Genomic DNA, 20,846 nt, shown 5'->3' on the forward strand with positions numbered 1-20,846 from the left:
TATGAAACCGGTAGTAAGAGAGCATATTCAGCAACTGGATGTATCCCTGGGCGGAGGCATTGTCAGCGACAAAATCAGAGTGGACACCATCGATAACCCGATGCTCATCATCGGACTTGGCGGTACAGGAATCGACGCGCTGCTGCGTCTGAAATATCAGATCAACCGCCGCTTCAAGTTGCCGGAAGATCCGTTGTCTAAGAAGAAACGGGACAAGCCGGACAATGTGGAGTTTCTGGCTTTTGAGACCAACGAGCAGGACCGCGGCAAAAAATACAAAGGCATCGGCCTCGACCCGCAGAATGAGTTTGTGCTTCTGGCGAATGCCGAAATCGGCGGACTGCTGCAAAACCGCAGCATTCTGGAGCCTTATATTACGGAATGGCTGTCGCCTGAACTGAGCATCACTGACGGTATGAACGGCGCCGCAGGCGTCCGGCAGGCGGGAAGACTGCTGCTGTTCACGAAGATTAATCAGGTTGTTGCGGCCATCGACAAGAAGATTAAGACGCTCTCCGTCGGCACAAACAAGAAGCTGATGGTGTTTCTGCTGACAGGTCTGTCCGGAGGGACAGGCAGCGGTGCGTTTCTGGATATCGCCTATATTGTACGGGGGATTATTGAACGCGATTATGGCTCCGCCGGTATTGACCGCGTCAATACGCTCGGGTACCTGTTCACACCGGATGTGAATCTGGCGAACAAAAGCCTAAGCGAGCATACGCGTGAATACATCCGCAAGAACGGCTACGCCGCGTTGAAAGAGCTGGATTACTGGATGAACGTGGACAGCCGGGGCGAGAGGTTCCGCCAGCAGTACGGCAATATTTTAACTGTAAATTCGCCGCTGGCTCCCTTTAATCTGTGTCATCTCATCTCTGCTACGAACACTGAAGGCAAGCTGCTGGAGAACGCCTATGATTACTGCATGAATGTGACGGCGGAGAATATCACCAACTTTATGGCCAGCGAGGAAAAGCAGTCGGGCGAAGAATTCGCCATCCATGACTATATCAGCAACATTCGGACAAATATTGCCCAGATGAACAAAACCTATCCGGCCAACTACGAATACAACATCATCGGGGCTTCTTCCGCCGTGCTGCCGATTGAGGAAATGACAACTTATCTGGCCTACCGCCTGTTCGATAAGATGGAGAATATGTTCCATCAGGCGCCCGGTCAGGAAGATGTAGAGAAATTTGCCCGCAAGCTCGGCATTGATCCGGGCAGCATGATCAAGACCTTTGAGTCCCGTGTGCCCGAGCCGCTGCCGGGGTATCAGAACAGTGAGCGTTTGAGCCATGCCAACGTGATCAAGAATCAGGTAGTGAGCATGGACACAGAGCTGGAACAGAACTTCCTGGCCCGTGCGCGCGAAGAATATATCAAATCCAAGAAGCAGCTTCCGGGCGAAATCGTCGGGCGTTTCGGGGAAGAGCTGGAACGGATCTTCTTGCATCCGGAGCAGGGTCCATTCTATGTCTCGCGCCTGCTGTATACCGAGAAGGGATTTTGCATTCTGAAGCTGATTCTTTCTTACATCGAGGCTCTGCGTGAGAGTCTGCTGCGTCTGCCGCGTGACATTGAGACCGCGCGTGATAGTGCGGATGACAAGCTGGGCGATGCCCGCAGCGCTTTTGTATCGAAGGAGAAGAAGAAGAACGCTTATATTGAAGCCAAGATCAACGAATATTGGCTGCTCGCAGATGTAGAACGCACGGAGCGCATGATTGAATTTTACGAGGACTTATACGAGCTTCTTAATGAGGAAAACAACCGGATATATGGTGTGTTTACGGAAATTCTAAGTGCGCTCAGTTCGATTTTTGCCAAAAATGGCGACATTCTGATTAATGGCGAAGAACAGGCCGACCACAAGGGTAACAAAACGTACTACTGGAACATCGTCAATGTGCCGGATATTTCAGCTACGATCTCGAAGATCATGGATCAGAAGGACGGCGACGATCTCATTCGTGACTTTACCCGGGAAATGCTGAATCATTCCGGACGTTGGGTCAAAGAGCAGGAGATCGATGTTGTCCGTTCCATTTCAGAATTCTTAAGTGATAAGTTCGGCGATCTGATCACCCGTTCCATGGAGGATTTCCTGGTCATGAAATATGGCAACGAAGAGCCGCTGGACAAGTTCGTCGAGCGTATTGTCGCAGGCAAACTGGATGAAGAAGCCGTACCAACCTTCCACCTCAGCAACAGCTCCGGCAGCCTGCACTTCCCGTCATGGGGTTTTGTATCCGTGCCGGTAAAGGCACCTGGAATACTGAAGGGAATTCGTAATTACCAGAACAATGCGCTCGGCAAGTCGCAGTTCACGATCAAGGAGAGCCAGGTCAAGAACCGTATATTCTGGCTGAATACGCGCAATGGGGTACCGTTATTCGTCTATACGCCGCTGCGGGTGTTCGAGGAGAATTATGAACGGACCATTCTCGATAAGGAAGGGATCGGCCGGCATTTGGTGCAGACCGACAAGAACAACTGGACGTATCTGCCTTCCCCGATCCCTGAGAAGTCATGGGGAGACACCTATGTCAATAACCGTGTCCGCGATTATAACGCCAGAGTGCGGGCTGATTTTGCCAAGGCGCTGGAGCTTGGTGTCATTAAGGAAAAAGGAATCGACGAGAACACGAGCAGCCGGTATTCGGTTGTATTCACAAAGCCTTTTGATCTTGAGGTGTTCCTGCGCGGCTATAACCTGCAGCTGCAAGCGGGACGGCCGAATATGGGCGAAGTGAAGAAGGCGGCAGATGAACTGAACCATCTGCGCGACAATGGACTGGAGCGTGAAGGGGTTAAGGACATCTTCGGCAGCATCAATAAAGAACTGGCTCAGGAGAACCTGATTCGTTCCCCGCAGCTCATCTCCCGTGTTCGTGAGGAACTGGCAAAGTATGCAGCTCTGGGAGCCAAAGCGGCAGAGCTGGAAGCCCTGCTTCATCAACATCTGGATGAAGAGAAATGGATGGACCAGTTCATTGAGGCGCTCTATACGGACAGCATCATCAAGAAAGGCGCGCTGTACGTGTATGACCGGGATGAAGAGGAGGATGCCTGGGAACCGTTCGCCAATCTCATGAAAGAACGAAGCTATGTGGAGTTTGCCGTATACCGCCATTTCCGTGAGCTGGATGAGAAAAGCCGCAGTGTGCTGCTGCGCAAGGCGGCCCGCCGTGCAGGCGAAATGACTGCTGCGGAAGACGTATCTCCGCTGCTGTATAAGCTGGAAGGCTTGTACGTCACCTTTCTTGAAGCGCGCGACAGCCTGGAATATGAGCGCGTGGAGCATGCGAACGGGGATGAGATGTACGGATTCTACAAGAGCATGACCGGCAAACTCAGCAGCATCCGCAGAAAGCTGAAATAATCCTATGACCCTAACATCGGCATTATCTTATGCGGAGCAATATGCCGCGCGGGAAGAGGCGCAGCAGAACAAGGGGGATGGACGCAGCAGCATCCATTATCCCGCCCTGTTTCTGTTCGTAGGCGAGAAGGTGACTCCGGCTATTGGTCCTGTACTGGATAGTTGTGAACGGAAATGGGATAACGCTGGCGGTGTTATGGCGCTGCATGCGGTCCCCGAAGGCGGGGATAACGATGGGAGCGGTGAGCGGTCCGGTGCCTCCGTGGACAAAGGGAGTGATGGGGGCGGTGAGCGGTTCAGCGGCGCATCCGGGGACAAAAGGAGCAGACATGAGCGGGTGCAGAGGATGACTCTGCCGGGCACGGCAGGACGTGAGCAACGTACGGTGCGGCAGGACATTTACCGCCAGTTTCATGAGCAGGTCCGGTTTCTGGCGGAGATGAATCGTGCGCTGCGTCGGCTTAGCAACAGCATAGCGGATTACGGACGACTCTATTCCTCCTTTGATGTAATCCATCTCTCTATCATTACGCGGGTCGATGACCCGCTTAATGTGTTCTTGCCGGAAATCACCCTTCTGGCGCGTGCTGTTCTGGGACAATCCTTCAAGTCGGTGCAGACCGATTTGTACGCCTTAATCCATGAGCGGGAGCAGGGTGAGCATTTCGGATATACAAGCTCCGTGGGATTGGCTTTTCTGCGTGAGCTGGAGCATATGCAGTCGGCGGAGTATACATTTAGCGCACCTCTGCTGGTTACGGAAGAGGGATTTTCGATTCCTGTGAATCATGGTCCTGCCTCACTGTTCGATCTGGTTTACCTGTTATCGGACAAAAATGAGCGCGGTATGCTCTCGGCCGGGGGGATGAGCGACAACTATGAAATTATCTCCCACATCAGCCTGCTGAAAAACCGGGTGCGTCCTTCCTCGGATCATGCCATCGGGCAGGGCGGATACAATAATATGACCTTTAAAAGCGGGATCAGGGGCAGTACGGGACGGCAGGGATATGCTTCAGCAGGGTTCTCCAGTGTGAGACGGCCAAACCGGCAAATTGCGCTGGCTGTACTGTATCATGCTTTCCGGCATCTCGTTTCAGACATGCGTGAAGGCAGTGCCTGGAGTATGCGGGAACGGCAGGCATTGCTTATGCTGGACCCGGAGAGCCTGCGGGAGAGAGCCTTGGGTTTACTGCCCGATGAAGCCGGAATTGATGAGATGACGGGGCTGATGAGTCACGGGCATCCATCCTATAATGAGCTCAAACGGCTGTCGCTGCGGGAAGCGGAGCATTTGCTGTTCGGAGACGGCGGTGAGGCTTATTTCCGCAACAACTTTACTTTTGTGTCAGGCCAGCGGCTGGAGGCGTTCGATCCTCTCCGGGTGTGGAGGTCTCTGCTGGCCCGCGGGGAAACGGGAGCCCCGGCAGTATCCTTTTATCAGCTGACGGAGTGGACGGCCGAGAGAGAGGATGCCGGAGGAAGTGTTCTGGTTCAGCTGCGGCAGCACATGGGAAGCCTGCGTGTCATGATCACCTCTGCGCAGGAGGAACTGGAGGCCTTATACGCGGATAGTGTAGAGCGGCAGCCGTTCAAGCGGGTTCCCCTGCTGGATAAGCGTACGGTGCGCAACTTTATCCATTATTTATTCTCAGCCGTTTACGGCAAAAGGTATGATCTGCTGCGGCTGGAAAGCGAGCTTTCCTTGTGCCGCCATCTGGAGTCCGGATTGGAGCAGCTTCATACGGAGAGTATCCGCAGGGTGAAGGCCATGGAGACGCTGGAGGAAGAGCTGCGGGCTGCGGCGCTGGACAGCGTCGGTCATGCGGGCGATGAGATCGGGCAGAACATCATGGAATATTACCGCGTGGTCACAGAAGAGGCAATGAATGATATTGAAGCAAAACGGGGACCCGGCGTATTCTTCAGTGATCGTTACATGGGCGATGTTTCAGCTCTGCTGGAGAAAGGAAAGAACGCCGTAGCAGAACGTCTGATTGATATTTGCCAGCGGGAGGTGCTGAAGGCAGAGCCTTTTACGCTATCCTTCGAGGAAGAGCTGCTGCGGCGGGCCAATGTTGCGGCTGCTTACGACAATCGGCAAGTATTATCCCGGGAAGAACTGTTCAAGCGGCTGTACCGCAGTCTGGAAGAGGGCGCGGTCGTTAATGTCCGGCTGTTCGAATATACCCAGGAGCACAGGCATGAGGAAAAATATTTCTTCGGCGACAGCGGCTCTGAATTTCTGCGCTATGCCTTCACCGTAGATGAGACTACACGTATTTACCGGCTGGGCTTCGTGCATGAGCAGCGCCAAAGCGGCGTGGAGAAGCTGAACCTGATGGGCGGGTTTCATCTGGAGGATCTTCTCTACTACCGCAATGGCAAAGTCTATTACGAAACCTACGTGCAGAACGGCTATGAGCTGCATGGTATAGACGCGGAGCAGCTTCCCGGCCTGCACTAAGGTGTTGATAGCAAACTCTACGGAAAGGATGAGTGATATATGCAGCGTAAAATCAATTTCCTCCTGCTCTTTTTCAGCTTGATCGGAGGGGGAATCGCCTTTGTTATTGGAGAAATACTGCTTGGCCGCTGGCTCGGAGATATGCCCTCTATTATCCTTGCAGGCCTTTATTTTGCCATAGTGGCTCTGGGTGTCGGACTGGGCTGCCTGCTCGCGGAGATGGTATCGCCCCGGCTGAACGGAGCGTCCTGGAAGCAGCGTTATCTGGGTTTATCCTGGAGGATGCTGCCCGTTACACTGGTGCTGCTGTTTGGAGTCGGAGTGGCGACGGAGTTTGTGTATGAACTGAACTTCGGAGGAGCGAAGCCGGTTAAGGATGTCGTGATGGTTATCGATGATTCCGGCAGCATGATGCAGAGCGATCCCAATAACAGCCGATACACAGCTGCTCAGGGCTTGGTTGCCCGCATGGACGGGGATAATCAGGTAGCGGTGCTGACCTTCAGCGACGACGCCACAGTGGTTCAGCCGCTGACCTCGCTCGCGAACCCGGCCGACGTTCAGCGTGTATCGGACGCCATCCTCAATCTGCAAACCACGGAAGGCGGCACTAATATCAGCGCTGCACTCTCGGAAGCGCTGGGCGTAATCAATGGTGACGAGACCGCAGACCGGGGGGCAATGGTTATTTTGCTGTCCGACGGATTCAGTGAATTTGATACCGCACGGGAACTGCAGGATTATTTGGATCGCGGGATTGCGGTCAATACGATCGGTTTGGGACTGGATGACCCTTCCGGGTCTTATCTGCTGCAGGATATAGCCAGAACCACCGGGGGTCAATATTATGATGTTACGGATGCTAACCGTCTGGGGGATGTGTTCCAGCAAATCTATGACCGTTTGGGAGACCGGACCCTGCTGACGGAGCGCAGTGATGAAACGGCGGGCAGTCCTTATTATGCTGCGGTACGTATTTTGTCGCTTATGCTGATCGGTGCCGCACTAGGGGTTGGATTAGGAATCTTGTTCGACAACCGCCACTTGGCCAAAAGCTTTGGACTGGGCGGGATCGCATCCGGTTTGCTCGCCGGTCTTGTTCTTGAGTTTGGTCTGAGCGGTTATTCATTTCTCGACGGAATGATTCGTCTGCTTGCCGTTCTTCTATTAGCTGGAATTATCGCTTTGTTCACTGGAGTGGTTCCCATTGGGGAAGGACGGATCTCCCGCAGAGGCCACAAGGGGACATCAAGCCCGGTGCCTGCCTCCAAGAACATTCCGACACCGCGCAGAGACCGGAGCAGCAAAGGATTTTAGTGGAGTTGAAAGGGGCTTATAGTCATGAGGTACGCCCAACTTAAAGTTGATGGCTCTACGCCGGTAATTAGCGATGTGAGTTCCCGGGTGGAGGATGGGTTCTGCACATTAAGATGGCGCTGGCCGGACGGTGTGCAGGCAGTCTGCATTCATAAGGGTCCCGCGGAAGAGCCGGAGAGCCGTGAACTACCGCCCGGCGGATTAAAGCTGTATACGCGTGAAGAATACAAGGCCAATAACGGTTACCGGGACAGGCTGGATGACATTGGCCTGGTGGCTTACACGATATTCGCCCGTATGACTGAGCATGGGGAGATTGTATTAGTGAGGCAGCAGGAGGGTGCCAACCGTGTTGTCGTCAGCGCAGGCAAAGCCCGTATCTATTATTCCATCCTCCCCAAAAAGGGATTGTTCCAGAAGACGAAAACTGTACATATGGCGATTACGGCGGAAGTGCCGGTTGCGAGAGACATTCTCTGCTATGTCAAAAAGAGGGGCGGCTATCCTGCGGGTAAAGACGACGGTATTCTTTTCCCGTTTGTGCAGGATTTCGCCGCAGGACGCAATGCGCTGCCACCGATTGAAATCGGCAAGGATGACTTTGTGCGCATCTTTTTCACAGACGGGCGCAAGTATGGACTCTACTACGAGCTGGTGCCGGAGTAACCATTTTGTTAGAGTGCTGCTCCTTCCGGGGCAGGCTGTGATACTTGCCAGTTGGTTTTAGTTGCACTTCGTACAATTAAAAGGCCGCCGAATCGGGAAAAAGCTCGATTAGTTGTATTCGGTACACTTATTTTCGGGGGAATCTGCCTAAACAAGCGATGTACCCATTTATAACTGCACGAAGTGCAATTAAAAGCTATATGTCCCGTTTGAAAGGGAAAATAATTGCACGAAATGCAGTTATATTCAATGCAGCAAGCCATGGAGCGAGGTAGCAGGAATGGAGCGAGGTAGCAGGAATTTTCTAACCGGGTTGATCGGGGGACGGACAGGCTTTTACTGATTAGTGAGGGCCCAATGTTGCAGGATTGGCAGCGAAACTGGTTGCATGGGCAAAATGTTTGGGATTGGCAGCGAAACGGGTTGCATGGGCAAAATGTTGCAGGATTGGCAGCGAAACTGGCTTTGCATGAGCAAAGTGTTTTGGGATTGGCAGCGAATAGGCTTTACGAAGTAAAGCTTACAGATCATGCTTACGATGTAAGCTTTACTGCGTAAAGCTTTAAGGAGGAATCAGAGATGTCTTTTTTCAGCCGCTTTATGAGGAAAAACCAGCCGCAGCCGAGGCCGCTTTTTTACGATATTGTGTGTCCGTACTGCTTCACCAAGTTCTCGCCGGAGGATGTTGTATTTCGGGCTATGCACAGCCGGGAGGACGATGAGAATTACGCGCTCGGCGAGGATGATGCCCTGAACAAATACCGGGAGCGGTTTGGCCTGGATACGGTGGAGGATGTGGAGGCGATTATTAAGCCTGCCGATATTCCGGAGGAGCATCACCATTTTACCGACCATGTGCTGACGGGTCTCACGGACCGCTATGGGGTGCTTACGCGCAGACGGCTGTGTCCGTCCTGTCACAATGAGCTGCCTATTACCGCAGGCAAGGTGCCGAGTAATATTATATCGATTATCGGTGCTTCTCAGGTAGGCAAGTCTGTGTATATGACCTCGCTTATTCATACGCTGCAGCACACGACTGCTGGTCATTTTGACGCAGCCTGCATGCCGCTGAATGCCGAGATCAGCCGCAAGTTCCGCACGCTGTACGAAGAACCGCTGTTTGAACGCGGCGATTTGCTGGCTTCTACACAAAAGGAGAGAATGCAGGAGCCGTTTATTTTTCAATTTGTATTCAAGGATGAGGAGAAACCGCCGCTTACGCTCGTTTTTTTCGATGTGGCAGGGGAGGGCATGGTCGATCAGGATTACCTTGGGCTGCACGGACAGCATATCAAGAACTCCGCAGGTATTCTGTTTATGGTCGATCCGCTGCAGATCCGTTCCATCCGTGAGAAAATCCACATTAACATCGGCGACCGCCCGGGGGAATGGGTATCGCAGTATGATGAGCCGCGCGATGTGGTGCTGACCATGTTCGGTGACTTTATCGCCTACCAGGAGAAGAGCAAAACGGATATCCCGACGGCGGTTGTCCTGGCCAAGAGCGACATGCTGCATTCTCTCAAGGATGAAGATGGCGACTATATCAAATCCAACAGCAATGTGTTCAATAACTATGTGCACCGGAAAACACTTAATCTGGACGAGTTCCACAATATCGACGGTGAAATCCGCCGTTTTATCGGTAAAGTTGACCGCCCATTTAAGGATACGATGGATGTGTACTTTTCCAATACCGCTTACTTCGCCGTATCCGCGCTGGGCAGCAATCCGGTCAATCAAAAGATCGAAGGCGTCGTCAGTCCGATCCGCGTGGACGAGCCGTTCATTTGGCTGCTGCACAAGCTTGGCTTTATCGAGGGGAGCGACGGTCCGTGAACATTTTCTCAGGGTCCGGGATCACCCAGCAGATGTACACCCGCGAGCGGCGCGGGGTTTACCGTTCCACGGAAGGCTTCGATACAGTAGCGAAATCCGAGAGTCTGGACAATAATTTTGTCAAAAAAATTCTGCATCCCTTCTGCCTCTACGATGCACCGGCCGAGCTGGCTTTGCGCGGAGAGAAGGACGAGTCGCAATATCCATCTGCGCTGCATCTTTTTCATTCGGAGAATGGGGAGACTGTGGTCGGGTGCAACAGGTATGTGGCCGCGGATTTCACCGGACAGCGCAGCGCTTTTTTTGCCCATAATTTCGTGGTTCCGGCAGCGAGAGCGGATGAAATCCTTCATCGGTACGGAGATTGGCTGCATGCGGATTTCGCTGAAAAACTCGCAGTGGAGCCAGGTGACGATTTACCTGAGCTAACCGCTATCCCTGTCCGCAGGACAGGGCCCCGCCGTGAACCGCTTGCTGTACTCCAGGCGCTGGGTATCGGCGAAACTCTATTCAAGGGCTTGCTGCAGGCCATTATGATCTCAGTAGCCGGAAAGAAGAAAATTTACATCTCACTGGATGTTCCGGTCCACGAGCTGTCCGTCCGGGCAGTGGAACTGACAGAAATCCTGTACAGTGCTCTGCCTTATGAATTCCGCCGGAGGCTGGGTGTGATTACGTACGTCAATGAGCCGAAGAGTCGCAAATATATCCATCTTACCTTTGTGGAAAAGGGAGCTCTGCGTCCGGGTGACCGCGGTATCGAGAAAGATTTCGTATTCGATCTGGCATCCGGACGCACGGGTAATGTTGACTTTGGTGAGGATCGGCAGCCGTATGCCGATTTTGTCTGGAAATCTCTGATGCGTAATCCGGCCGTCATAGAGGATTTTGGACGTTTTGCCGATGAAATGCTTGGGGGAGAGAGCGCAGAGCGCAAGATATCATTGGCTGTCTACAATGAGCTGGCAGTCTTTTATGAGATAGAACAGGGCAATGAGGTACTCTATGAGGATAACAAAAGTGCCGTACTCAGTGGACTGCTGTCCTATCTGAGAACTGACGGTGCACTAGATTCCAAGGTCAGGCTGAACGATTTGTTTCTGGAGCGGTTTGACCGCGAATTCGATCTTATCAGGCAAAAGGGTATGCTTATACCAGCTATCATGGAGAGCTTCAAGGAGTATTTCCTGTTGAAGGGTCATACCTATAGAGGCCGGATTGTTGACTATTTCATCAATGGTCTGCTTAACAGTCAGGCAGCGGGGCTCAAGGATGGGGTTAATGCCGCCTACGCTGTAATAGAGAGCAATGAAGAGCTTAGCAGAGCTTTCTTTACGAGGCTGCTTTCACAGCCCGATTTCCGCAGAATACTGTTTGAGCCCTATGTAGAATCACGGCTTGCCGCAGGGGGACAGGCAGCGGATGTGATGAGCTTTGTGGTCCGGTGGGGCCGGTTTCTCCCGGAGGCGCTGCAGCTGCCTTTTGTCCGGGATGCGGTTAGAGATTATCTGCTGGAAAAGCTGCAGCGGGAGAAGGAATCAGTAGGCGCTGTTGCTGCTATTCATGAAACTGTGACGAGGGCGGAAAAAGAGCGGCGCAAAGGATATGGAGTCGGCTCCGAGACGCTGGTTTTATTGCAGACGATGGCCTCTGCAGCTGACCGTTATTTACTGCATCGTATCTCCCTGGAGGAGATGTCGCAGGAGCAGCTGCTTGAAATTTCCTTTGTACGCTACCCTGGTGAAGTGGCTGACTGGAATCCGCCGCTGGATTACCTGAACAAGCGAAAATCGAAAGTGCTGCGTGCTGCGTACCGCTGGTTCGGGGAAGAAGGGCCGAATGAGCTGATATTCGCGGGGCTGGCTCCGCAGGAGCTGGACGATGTGCAGCTGCTGGGGCGCCGCTGGCTGAAGGAAGCGGATCAGGCGGAGCCTTTTGAACGGCTTCCGCTGGCGTTTTATTACAGCAGTGAACGTGAGGGAGGGCCGCTGGACTATGATGCCCTGCTTGATCTGATCCGAAGCAAAGCCGGTTCCAATAAAGATACGGTATATCGCTTTCTTGCCTGGTCTCAAGGAAATTCCTTGTTCAACCTGTCCAAAAAGAAGCTACAGCCGGGCTACCGGCGGGCCATATTGAAGTATTTCTTGAATCATGACCGTGAAGCGTTCAAGAACCGGGAATTCCGTAAAAGCTATGCTGATGGAGCAGGACCCGCACTGCAAAATGTGTATAATGAAGCCCGTATGCAACTGGCTTCGCCGCTGGCGCGGTGGATACGCCGCAGCCGATTTCAACTCCTGATCTTCGGTTCCTTTCTTGGAATTATACTGATTGCTTCACTCATCTTAATCAGGGTGCTGGATTCTAACGGTAATGAAACAGCCTTTCCGGAAACAACCCCACAGCCGACAGCCATTTCAGGTACCGGGGGTCAGGGAACAGGGATTGCCCCGGTTTCTGTTTATCTGAAGAATTCCCTCGGGAGTAATAGTGAGGGAGTGAGCCGGCTATTGTTCATATTTACCGCAGCAGATGATTATGCCCGGTTTAACCCTACAGAGATTAGTGTGGAATCCTCTGACGGTGTTACCGAGTCCTATAAAGTCTCCGCGACGACCAAGCTAAACGCCGTACCGTCGGCAAGCGCTTCTTCCGGAGCTGCCGGGGCGGACAACAATGCTACTGCTTCTGCTGAACCACAACCAAGTCCGACTTCTTCTCCTATAGGGAACTCTCTCTACCAGGTAGAGGTTGCTCTGGAGACTAATGCGGCTTTGGTAAAAGGAAGTTTGATTAAGGCGGGCGGGTACACGCTTACCCTCATGGCTGAATTGGACGCTGTGCCGGCTGGGGAACCAAGCGCCGGCGCGACAACGGAAGCCAGTGCGAGTCCGGCCACTAATGCGAAATAAAACGATGGGACTGACCCATGAGTAAATTTTCCTCAGGACAGAAGCACAGAGATGGAGAAGCATTGTATGACTTTGCTCCTGCTATTTCCATTAACGTATCGTTTGATTTAAGGTTAAAATCGACGAAGCTGGCGCACTAGGAAGTTAGGGATGATACGGGTCATCTTTTTTTGACTACACACTATCTTCATACATTCTCCTTATTTTTCTGATAGTCTAATGGTAGTTTTCATGAAGGAAAAAGTGCTTCTTGATTCTGAGCGTGTAAGGAGGAGGAGAACGTGAGTATAGAAAAATCCCCACCTAAGGACAAAGCACTGCTGAAAGCAACAGGTTCCGTATTGTTTGCTGTAGTGGCATCTGCTCACCATTGGTTGCATACGCTTTTGATCGCGCTTGGGTTAACGAGTTTCGGAGCCGGTTTGCTGTCGCTGTCTCCACCTGCAAAAATGACATTTTTACTGATCTCCTTGGTCCTGTCTATGTGGTTTGTGGTTGTAGCAAAGCGACGGTGGAAGGTTGCTCGCCCTTCTGCTTGGGTGTATCTTGTATCGTCCGTTATTTCCATTGCTCTTGTTGTCACAGCTCTACCGAAGACGGTTGCTGAAATCGTCAGTCAGCCGCAGCAGCAGCAAGAAGACCAGCACAATCAACATCACGAAATGAAAAAATAATAATTTGACCTGCAAACTGTGTTGTTCTAGAAACAAAAAGAGAGGCAAGGAAAGACAGAAGTGGGGCTCTCCAGATATCGGGAAGCTTTTAGGCTTGAAGAACCGATCAAAACGAGGAGGTAAAAACATGAACAAAAAATGGTTATTGCCCTGTGTTTTGACTTTAGCGCTGGTTAGTACTCCCTTTGTGGGAATTTCCTATGGGTATGCGCAGGAAGTTGACACTTCCATCTTGACGACTACACAATTGAGGAATTTACCACCATTGAAGGAGACGGATCGGATTGAACCAACAGGTAAAGTGAAAGAATTCACCCTTGATATCAAGGAGGGAAAGTGGGAACTGGTGAAAGGCACTTCCGTAGATGCCATTACCGTTAATGGGTCCATTCCGGGTCCGGAAAATTAACGGTAAAGCGTTCCCGGATACACAAGCTGTAAAGGTAAAGAAGGGAGAGGTTGTTCGGCTGCGGCTGATCAATATCAGCAACGCTGCTCATCCGATGCATTTGCACGGCCATGATTTTCGTGTGATTGCCGAGGACGGACATCCCGTCGCAGAACCGCAAGTCATGAATACGATTGACGTCGCTCCCGGTAAAACATACGATATTGAATTTATCGCCGATAACCCGGGGACCTGGTTGTTACACTGCCATGAACTACATCATACCATGAACGGCGAAGTGGAGCCGGGCGGATTGATCGGGGTTATTCAATACGACGGCCAGCCCGCTCTCGAAACAACACCGGGACAGGAAGAGGGAAAGGATAAGACGGACAAATCCGATATGCCTGACAAGAACAATATGACGGCTTTTAAGGATATGGAAAATCACCCGGCGGCATCTTATGTGGAATTTTTACGGACGAACGGAATGATTGCTGGTGTCGGTAACGGTATGTTTTTGCCCGATCAAACGATAAAAGTTAAACACCTGAATCTTTTGTTACAAAAGGTTACCGGCAAGGAATTCAACTTGGAGAAGACTGATCGTCTAACCGTATTTCAAGAGCTAGCCGATGGTTTGGGATTGGCAACTCAAGCGAAGATGCTGACAGACAAACAAACGAACACTTTGCTTGGAGATTATAAAGACCTGGCAGGCATAAGCCTTAGCGCGCTTAAAACTATCGCATTCCTGGTGCAGCAGGGAATTCTTGTTCCGAAAGAAGAAAATGGACTGCTTCGACCCAATGAGAAACTTACCAGGGCGGAGGCGGCTACGGTTATAGCCAAACTGATCCAAAAGGATTTAATTGCGATAAATAATACGGGCAACATGTGAATGTAACTATTAACACCTGATGCCATGGAAAGGGGACATCCCCTAGCCGAGGGAAAAGCTCCCCCCCCGTAATGGAGGCCACTGAAAAAGTCCCTCTTTAAGAAAAAAGGTACAGTTCCTCAAATTTTTGAGGGGCTGTGCCTTTTTTCTGTATAATTAAAGTACTAAACCAAGTAGGTTAGTCACCTTTGTGAACGGCAGTGGTAAAATCTCCAATAACGGCACTTGAAAATTCCCCATAAACAGCAGAGATTCTTCCTTACATCCAGTCCCGGAAATTTTCAGGAAGACCAGACGTATAGCAATGACAAAATAATAACCTTGTAAAGCCGCTTACTGGATTGGCAACAGCTTTTCTATAGACATACACGTGAATAATGGATATGCTTATGTATATTAAAATTAAATATTTTTCGGGAAAAAGGTGCGGGTCCCCAGCAGGGCCTGCTTAATAGGGAAGTCCGGTATAATCCGGCGCGGTCCCGCCACTGTAAATGCGGAGCGACTCTTGCATAGGCCACTGTTCACAAGAAAAGAACGGGAAGGCGAAGAGAAGCGTTGAGGCATAAGCCAGGAAACCTGCCTTTTTCGTAAAAGCTTCTATTCTTCGAGGGGTAAGAATTAGACGCATGCTTTTAGGGACTTGTGTTTCAGAGCTTCTGACACATGATCCTCTCACAGTTGTTCATCAGACCGCCCTTAAGGGGCGGTTTTTAGGTTGGGCTCTATTTCCCCTAAATTCACACACAGAAAGAGGTTAATTATGAAGCGGATTTTTTCATCAAAGCCCTTTGCGTTAGGCATGGCCTTATTGCTGGTCATTTCGGTTCTGGGTACATCTCTGGCTCCATCAGGAAAAGCATTTGCCGCGGAGCAGAATCAGACGGTTAAGGCAGCAACTGTATCTGAGGCTACTTATGCTGCAGCGGAGGCGATTCTCAGCCGTGGCATACAGTCAGACTGGCAGGCCATCGGATTGGCGCGGGGAGGCAGCAAGCTTCCTGATAGCTATAAAACGGCTCTGAAAACTGAAGTTCAGGCGCAAAAGGGTACATACACCAACGTCACGGACTATGCCCGCAAAGTGCTGGCCGCTACGGCTATCGGAATCGATGCCACGAATGTGGCGGGCTTTGATCTGGTAGAGAAGATTTACAATAATGCGAGAATGACCAATCAGGGCATAAACGGCCCTGTGTATAGTCTGCTGGCGTTGGATTCGGGTCATTACAGCGTTCCGGCCAGTGCCAAATGGACGCAGGATAAGCTCGTCAGTCAAATCCTTTCCAAGCAAAATACCGATGGAGGCTTCACACTCTCTACCGGGGCCAGCGATCCCGATGTTACGGCGATGACGTTGACGGCATTGTCAGCCCACCTGGATAAACCTGAAGTGAAGACTGCGGGCGAGCGTGCCATCACCTGGCTGTCCCAAAAGCAGCAGTCGAATGGAGGATACGGTGACAGCAGTGAAAGTGTAGCCCAGGTTATTATTGCTCTGACATCCAGTAACGTAGATCCTGCGGAAAAGCGTTTCACGAAGGATGCAGGTGATCTTATTGACAGACTGTTAAGCTTCCGTACCGCCGATGTTGGATTTGCCCACAAGATTTCCGGAAAATACGATGCTCTGGCGACCGAACAGGCTTTGCAGGCGCTTGTTGCCTACCAGTTGTTCGTAAAAGGGGAAGGCCGGTTTTATAATTTTCCGCAGCCTGTTAAACAGCCCCTTGCTGTTCAGGCTTCAGTTGTTATTGAAGGGCCGCAAGGCTTCATTGCAGAAGGCAAGGTTCAAGCCGTAAGCGCACTTGAAGCCCTCAATAAGCTGACCACCGACAAGAAAATCGTCCTTAAACTGACGAGCAGTGCATATGGCGATTACGTATCAGGAATCAAAGGGATTGAAGCCGGTCTGTACGGCGGCTATGACGGCTGGAATTATGCCGTATCGCGTGCCGGTGAGTGGATTTTCCCGAGTGTCGGGATGAGTGATTTTGTACTTCAGGCATCGGACCGTGTTGTGGTCTATTACGGGGGCAGCGGAACACAGCTTGTAGGTTCTGTCACCGTTACACCGGGTCAGCCAGCAGCAGGTAAATCGTTCGCCGTGAACGTCCAGAAGTCGTCTTTGGACTGGGAGAGCGGCAAAGTGGTAAGTGTCCCTGCCAGCGCTGTACAGGTCAAGATCGGTGCTGCTACGGTAACAACAGATGCTTACGGGACGGCGGCCTTCACTGCCGGAACGAAGGGCGGGATTCAGACTGTGACTGTGACCGGATATAGTGAGGGCAAGGCCCCAAGCGTAGCGCGGTATACACAGCGATTGTTGGTTTCTCCAGTTTTCGCTGACCAGAAGAATATATCTTCATGGGCTGACGCATCCGTTAAATATGCCATTGAAAAAGGTTTGATGGAGGGTGTAGGGGGCAGCAAGCTTACCTTCGCACCGAAAGAGTATATCACCCGCGCACAGTTAGCCGCATTGCTGTTGAGATTGACGGACAACTTACCGTCTTCGTCTTCCGCCGCTTCTTCATTCAAAGACGTGAAGACGAATGCGTGGTATTATGGATATGTTCTGAAGGCAAAGGAGCTTGGGATTATTGAAGGTGTAACAGAGTCTGCCTTTAAGCCGGACGGACTTGTAACCCGCCAGGATATGGCCGTGATGATCGCCAGAGCGTTCAAGCTGCAGAATACATCCACGGCACAGAAGTTCAAGGATAAGGGTACGATCAGCAGTTACGCGCTATCATCAGTAAATATGGTTACGGATAAAGGGTATATGACCAGCTTTAACGGGGCATTTAATCCTTCCGCTTCCGTGACTAGAGAAATGGCTGCTGTTATATCGGTCAGACTGTTTAATCTTCAATAATCGTATAGACATAAGCATAGAATAGAGCAATTAACGGAACGGGGGAGTCTGTGCAACCCTCGTTCCTTTCCCTTTTCAGGAGGTGTTTATAGTAATGTCCAAACAAGCGGCACGTTGGCTATCCCTTCTATCTGCATTGCTTATAGTTGTGTTTCTTGCGGGAGGGTGTTCTTCCGGGAAAGAACCAGCATCTGGTCAAAATAGTGCTTTGAGCAGCCCGGGCAGCGTGCAGCAGCCGACCGCTCAAGCTTCCGGGGATGCGGTGTCTCCTTCCCCGGAAGGAAACGGCATAGAAGACAATCCGTCCTCCGCAGGGAAGCTGGCTGACGCGGCGGAGGCTTCAAGTACGGCAGCGCCGAACCCGGACCCCGGCAGCGCCCAGCCTTCTGCATCAGCTTCGTCAGAGGCGGGGGGCACCTCTGACGGTGCTTCGTCCGACGGCGGCTCTGCCAAGACGCCAGTCCCTACCCAGCCGTCATCGGCAGTGACGGCCAAGCCATCGCCTGCGGCGAAGCCTGCCAGTCCATCCGCTGCTCCGGCTGCCGGAAGCAGCGAGAAAACAAATTTGGTTACAATATCTATCAACGGTGATAACGAGTACGGTCTGATTTTGGCTCCGGCAGCGGTTGAAGTGCAGAGCGGGGACAATGTAATGGATATTTTGAAGCGGGTGACACGCCAGCATAAGATTCAAATGGAGTTTCAAGGTACCGGGCCGGTTGCCTACGTTGAAGGTATTGATAACCTCTACGAGTTTGACAAGGGGGCAGAGAGCGGCTGGATGTACCGGGTGAATGGTGAATTTCAGGCTAAAGGCGCAGGTGCCTATACCGTGACTCCCGGAGACCATATTGAGTGGCTGTACACGCTGGATCTTGGTAAGGATATCGGAGCCAAGCGGCCATGAACAACGGCTTCCGGTCCATGCATCCGTCGGTTGTCCTGCTTTATTATGCGGGTCTGCTGTTATTTGCGACCCTGCTGTTTCATCCCATATTTATGTTAACGGAGCTTGGAGCTGTGATAGGTCTGCTTATCTTGCAGGGGCAGGGACGAATTCTGCTGCGGGGACTGCCTTTTTATCTGCTGGTGGCGGGTTCTGTGGCTATGTGGAATCCTTTATTTTCACACAGGGGCTCCCACATTTTGTTTTATTTTCTCGATCAGCCGATTACACTTGAAGCCGTGCTGTACGGCCTTATGATGATGCTCGTCCTGCTAACGATTATGGTTATTTTCACATCCTATAACGTTACGCTGACTACAGATAAATTTATGTATTTATTCGGTACGGTTGCTCCGAAAAGCTCGCTCCTGGTCCTTATGTCTATTCGCTTTGTGCCTTTGTTCCAGCGGCGTCTGCGTCAGATTGCGTTAATCCAAAGTACGAGAGGCATTAGCGTTAGCTCGGGTACATTGCGCAAAAGAATGGCGGATGGCATGACGCTGCTGAAGGTGCTCTTGACCTGGTCGCTGGAGGAAGCCCTGCAAACTGCCGATTCGATGAAGTCGCGCGGATACGGTGTACGTAAACGCAGCTCGTACGGGATCTATAATATGGATCGCCGGGATATCGCGGCCCTGATTGTATTGGGAGGCAGCGGCTTGTTCACGTTGTTATACAGCCTTCGAGGATACGGAATGATCCAAATCTATCCCCGTCTGAAAACCCCGGTCTATACCTGGGGAGATGCTGTGATGTACGGCAGCTTCTGCGTGTTTTTACTGATTCCATTATGGCTGGAAGGAAAGGAGAAGTGGTTATGGCGATCATACAAGCGGAACGGCTTTCCTTCCGCTACCCCGATCAAGAAAGGGACTCCCTGCACGAGCTTTCGTTCACCCTGAAAGAAGGTGAATTTGTTGTGCTTTGCGGCCCTTCCGGCAGCGGCAAAACCACACTCCTGCGTCATCTGAAACGTGAGCTGGCACCGGTTGGAACACGAAGCGGGGGACTTTGGTACAAGGGGCAGCCGCTGGATGAACTCCGGCCTGAAACAGCCGCGGAAGAGATTGGCATGGTGTTTCAGAATCCTGAGGCCCAAATCGTTATGGATACGGTGTGGCATGAGCTGGCTTTTTCCATGGAAAATATGGGCTATCCGCCAGCGGTTATGCGGAGCAGACTGGCGGAAATCGCCGGGCTGTTTGGGCTGGAGCCTTTGTTATACAAGCCGGTGCATGAGCTGTCCGGCGGACAAAAGCAGCTGCTCAATCTCGCCTCTGTGCTGCTGCTGCGGCCCAAGCTGCTGCTTCTGGACGAACCGACCTCACAGCTGGACCCGGTAGCTGCCCGCGAGTTTATACATATGCTGCATCGGCTCAACGAGGAGATGTCCATGACTGTTATCATAAGCGAGCACCGGCTGGAAGAAGTATTTCCGCTGGCTGACCGTGTATTGCTTATGGAACAAGGGTCTTTGAAGGCTGAAGGCACACCGCGGGAGCTTGTTCACTGGCTCGGACAAGAAGGGCCGCAGTCTCATGTTTCCTATCTTCCGACTGCTTCCCGTCTGTTCCTTGCGCTCTCGCCGGAAGAGGAAAGAATCACCGAAACGGTCGTTCCACTGACGATACGCGAGGGCAAGCGCTGGCTTCAGAATCGGGCAGGGATGTTGAAGAATACCGGTGGAGCGGAGACTGTCGCCATAAATGAGTCCCCCCGGAAGAGTAAAGATTCTCTGCTGACCTGCTTTGAGGTTACTTTCCGTTATGAGAAGAACGGACCCGAGGTTCTGAAGAAGCTGTCGTTATCGCTATACCGGAACGAGCTGCTGGCGATCCTAGGCGGGAATGGGGCAGGCAAGTCCACGCTGCTGCAGCTCATGGCTGGATTATCCAGGCCGCAGCGGGGCAGGCTTACGCTGGCAAAGGGAATCACCGCCGGATATTTGGCTCAGAATCCGCTGCTTTATTTCAGCCAGGATACCGTATCCGGGGAACTTCTGCATATGGCGCGATATGCGGAGTTGTCAGAATCCCATGCACAACAGGAAATTGCCAAGCTGCTTGATCTATTCCAGCTTCATGAGATTTACGACAGCCATCCGCTGGATATCAGCGGCGGGCAGCAGCAGAAAGTTGCGCTGGCCATGGTGCTGCTGTTGTCTCCGGGCATTCTGCTGCTGGATGAGCCAACCAAGGGTCTTGATCCCGGGGCCAAGGAAAGATTGGCCACCCTTTTGAAGTTGTTGTGTGATGAAGGGAAAAGCGTCGTTATTGTCACCCATGATGTAGAGTTTGCTGCAAAGTATGCGTCACGGTGTGCCATGCTGTTTGACGGGAGCATCACTGCGGAGGGATCTCCGGAGATTTTTTTCAGCGCGAATTATTTCTATACAACGGCTGTGAATCGAATCGTCCGGGACTGGCTGCCGCAAGCATTGACTATAGAGGATGTGAAATAA

Annotated in this window: 14 protein-coding genes and 1 riboswitch; all 14 genes read left to right on the forward strand. The window is 51.8% G+C overall.

The window, feature by feature from the left end; all coding sequences use genetic code 11:
* Position 1: 1 nt before the first annotated feature.
* The 14 genes from PaeBR_RS04165 to PaeBR_RS04230 all read left to right on the forward strand — a co-directional run bounded on the left by PaeBR_RS04165 (position 2) and on the right by PaeBR_RS04230 (position 20,846).
* Positions 2 to 3,391, forward strand: a complete 3,390-nt coding sequence (locus tag PaeBR_RS04165; RefSeq protein ID WP_410513630.1) for a tubulin-like doman-containing protein — start codon at positions 2 to 4, stop codon at positions 3,389 to 3,391.
* A gap of 4 nt (positions 3,392 to 3,395) precedes the next feature.
* Positions 3,396 to 5,858 (forward strand): transcription initiation factor TFIID, encoded by a 2,463-nt coding sequence (locus PaeBR_RS04170; RefSeq protein WP_410513631.1) that lies wholly within the window; start codon positions 3,396 to 3,398, stop codon positions 5,856 to 5,858.
* A 39-nt stretch (positions 5,859 to 5,897) separates the two neighbouring features.
* Positions 5,898 to 7,175: a vWA domain-containing protein gene (locus PaeBR_RS04175; RefSeq protein ID WP_410513632.1), complete on the forward strand. Its 1,278-nt coding sequence runs from the start codon at positions 5,898 to 5,900 to the stop codon at positions 7,173 to 7,175.
* A 24-nt stretch (positions 7,176 to 7,199) separates the two neighbouring features.
* On the forward strand, positions 7,200 to 7,841 hold the full coding sequence (locus PaeBR_RS04180) for a beta-mannanase (protein ID WP_410513633.1): 642 nt from the start codon (positions 7,200 to 7,202) through the stop codon (positions 7,839 to 7,841).
* 357 nt (positions 7,842 to 8,198) lie between these two features.
* Positions 8,199 to 8,399, forward strand: coding sequence for a hypothetical protein (locus PaeBR_RS04185; protein WP_410513634.1), 201 nt, complete (start codon positions 8,199 to 8,201; stop codon positions 8,397 to 8,399).
* 21 nt (positions 8,400 to 8,420) lie between these two features.
* A complete protein-coding gene (locus PaeBR_RS04190) occupies positions 8,421 to 9,683 on the forward strand; it encodes a hypothetical protein (protein ID WP_410513635.1) in 1,263 nt (420 codons plus the stop codon).
* Positions 9,680 to 12,598: a glycosyltransferase gene (locus PaeBR_RS04195; RefSeq protein ID WP_410513636.1), complete on the forward strand. Its 2,919-nt coding sequence runs from the start codon at positions 9,680 to 9,682 to the stop codon at positions 12,596 to 12,598. The genes PaeBR_RS04190 and PaeBR_RS04195 overlap by 4 nt, the downstream gene beginning before the upstream one ends.
* Before the next feature lie 281 nt (positions 12,599 to 12,879).
* Positions 12,880 to 13,272: a hypothetical protein gene (locus PaeBR_RS04200; protein WP_410513637.1), complete on the forward strand. Its 393-nt coding sequence runs from the start codon at positions 12,880 to 12,882 to the stop codon at positions 13,270 to 13,272.
* A 127-nt stretch (positions 13,273 to 13,399) separates the two neighbouring features.
* The gene (locus PaeBR_RS04205; protein WP_410513638.1) at positions 13,400 to 13,681 is read left to right on the forward strand and encodes a hypothetical protein; all 282 of its coding nucleotides are present in this window, start codon (positions 13,400 to 13,402) and stop codon (positions 13,679 to 13,681) included.
* Positions 13,638 to 14,561 carry a multicopper oxidase domain-containing protein gene (locus PaeBR_RS04210; protein ID WP_410513639.1) on the forward strand — a complete coding sequence of 308 codons (924 nt, stop codon included), beginning with the start codon at positions 13,638 to 13,640 and terminating at the stop codon, positions 14,559 to 14,561. The genes PaeBR_RS04205 and PaeBR_RS04210 overlap by 44 nt, the downstream gene beginning before the upstream one ends.
* Before the next feature lie 405 nt (positions 14,562 to 14,966).
* A riboswitch (cobalamin riboswitch) is annotated at positions 14,967 to 15,163 on the forward strand.
* A 161-nt stretch (positions 15,164 to 15,324) separates the two neighbouring features.
* The gene (locus PaeBR_RS04215) at positions 15,325 to 17,439 is read left to right on the forward strand and encodes an S-layer homology domain-containing protein (protein ID WP_410513640.1); all 2,115 of its coding nucleotides are present in this window, start codon (positions 15,325 to 15,327) and stop codon (positions 17,437 to 17,439) included.
* A gap of 94 nt (positions 17,440 to 17,533) precedes the next feature.
* Positions 17,534 to 18,346, forward strand: a complete 813-nt coding sequence (locus tag PaeBR_RS04220) for a DUF4430 domain-containing protein (RefSeq protein WP_410513641.1) — start codon at positions 17,534 to 17,536, stop codon at positions 18,344 to 18,346.
* Positions 18,343 to 19,287, forward strand: coding sequence for an energy-coupling factor transporter transmembrane component T (locus PaeBR_RS04225; protein ID WP_410513642.1), 945 nt, complete (start codon positions 18,343 to 18,345; stop codon positions 19,285 to 19,287). Before PaeBR_RS04220 ends, PaeBR_RS04225 begins: the two co-directional genes overlap by 4 nt.
* Positions 19,203 to 20,846: an ABC transporter ATP-binding protein gene (locus PaeBR_RS04230; RefSeq protein ID WP_410513643.1), complete on the forward strand. Its 1,644-nt coding sequence runs from the start codon at positions 19,203 to 19,205 to the stop codon at positions 20,844 to 20,846. The genes PaeBR_RS04225 and PaeBR_RS04230 overlap by 85 nt, the downstream gene beginning before the upstream one ends.

This window comes from Paenibacillus sp. BR2-3 (assembly GCF_046529485.1).
GTDB lineage: Bacteria > Bacillota > Bacilli > Paenibacillales > Paenibacillaceae > Paenibacillus_AQ.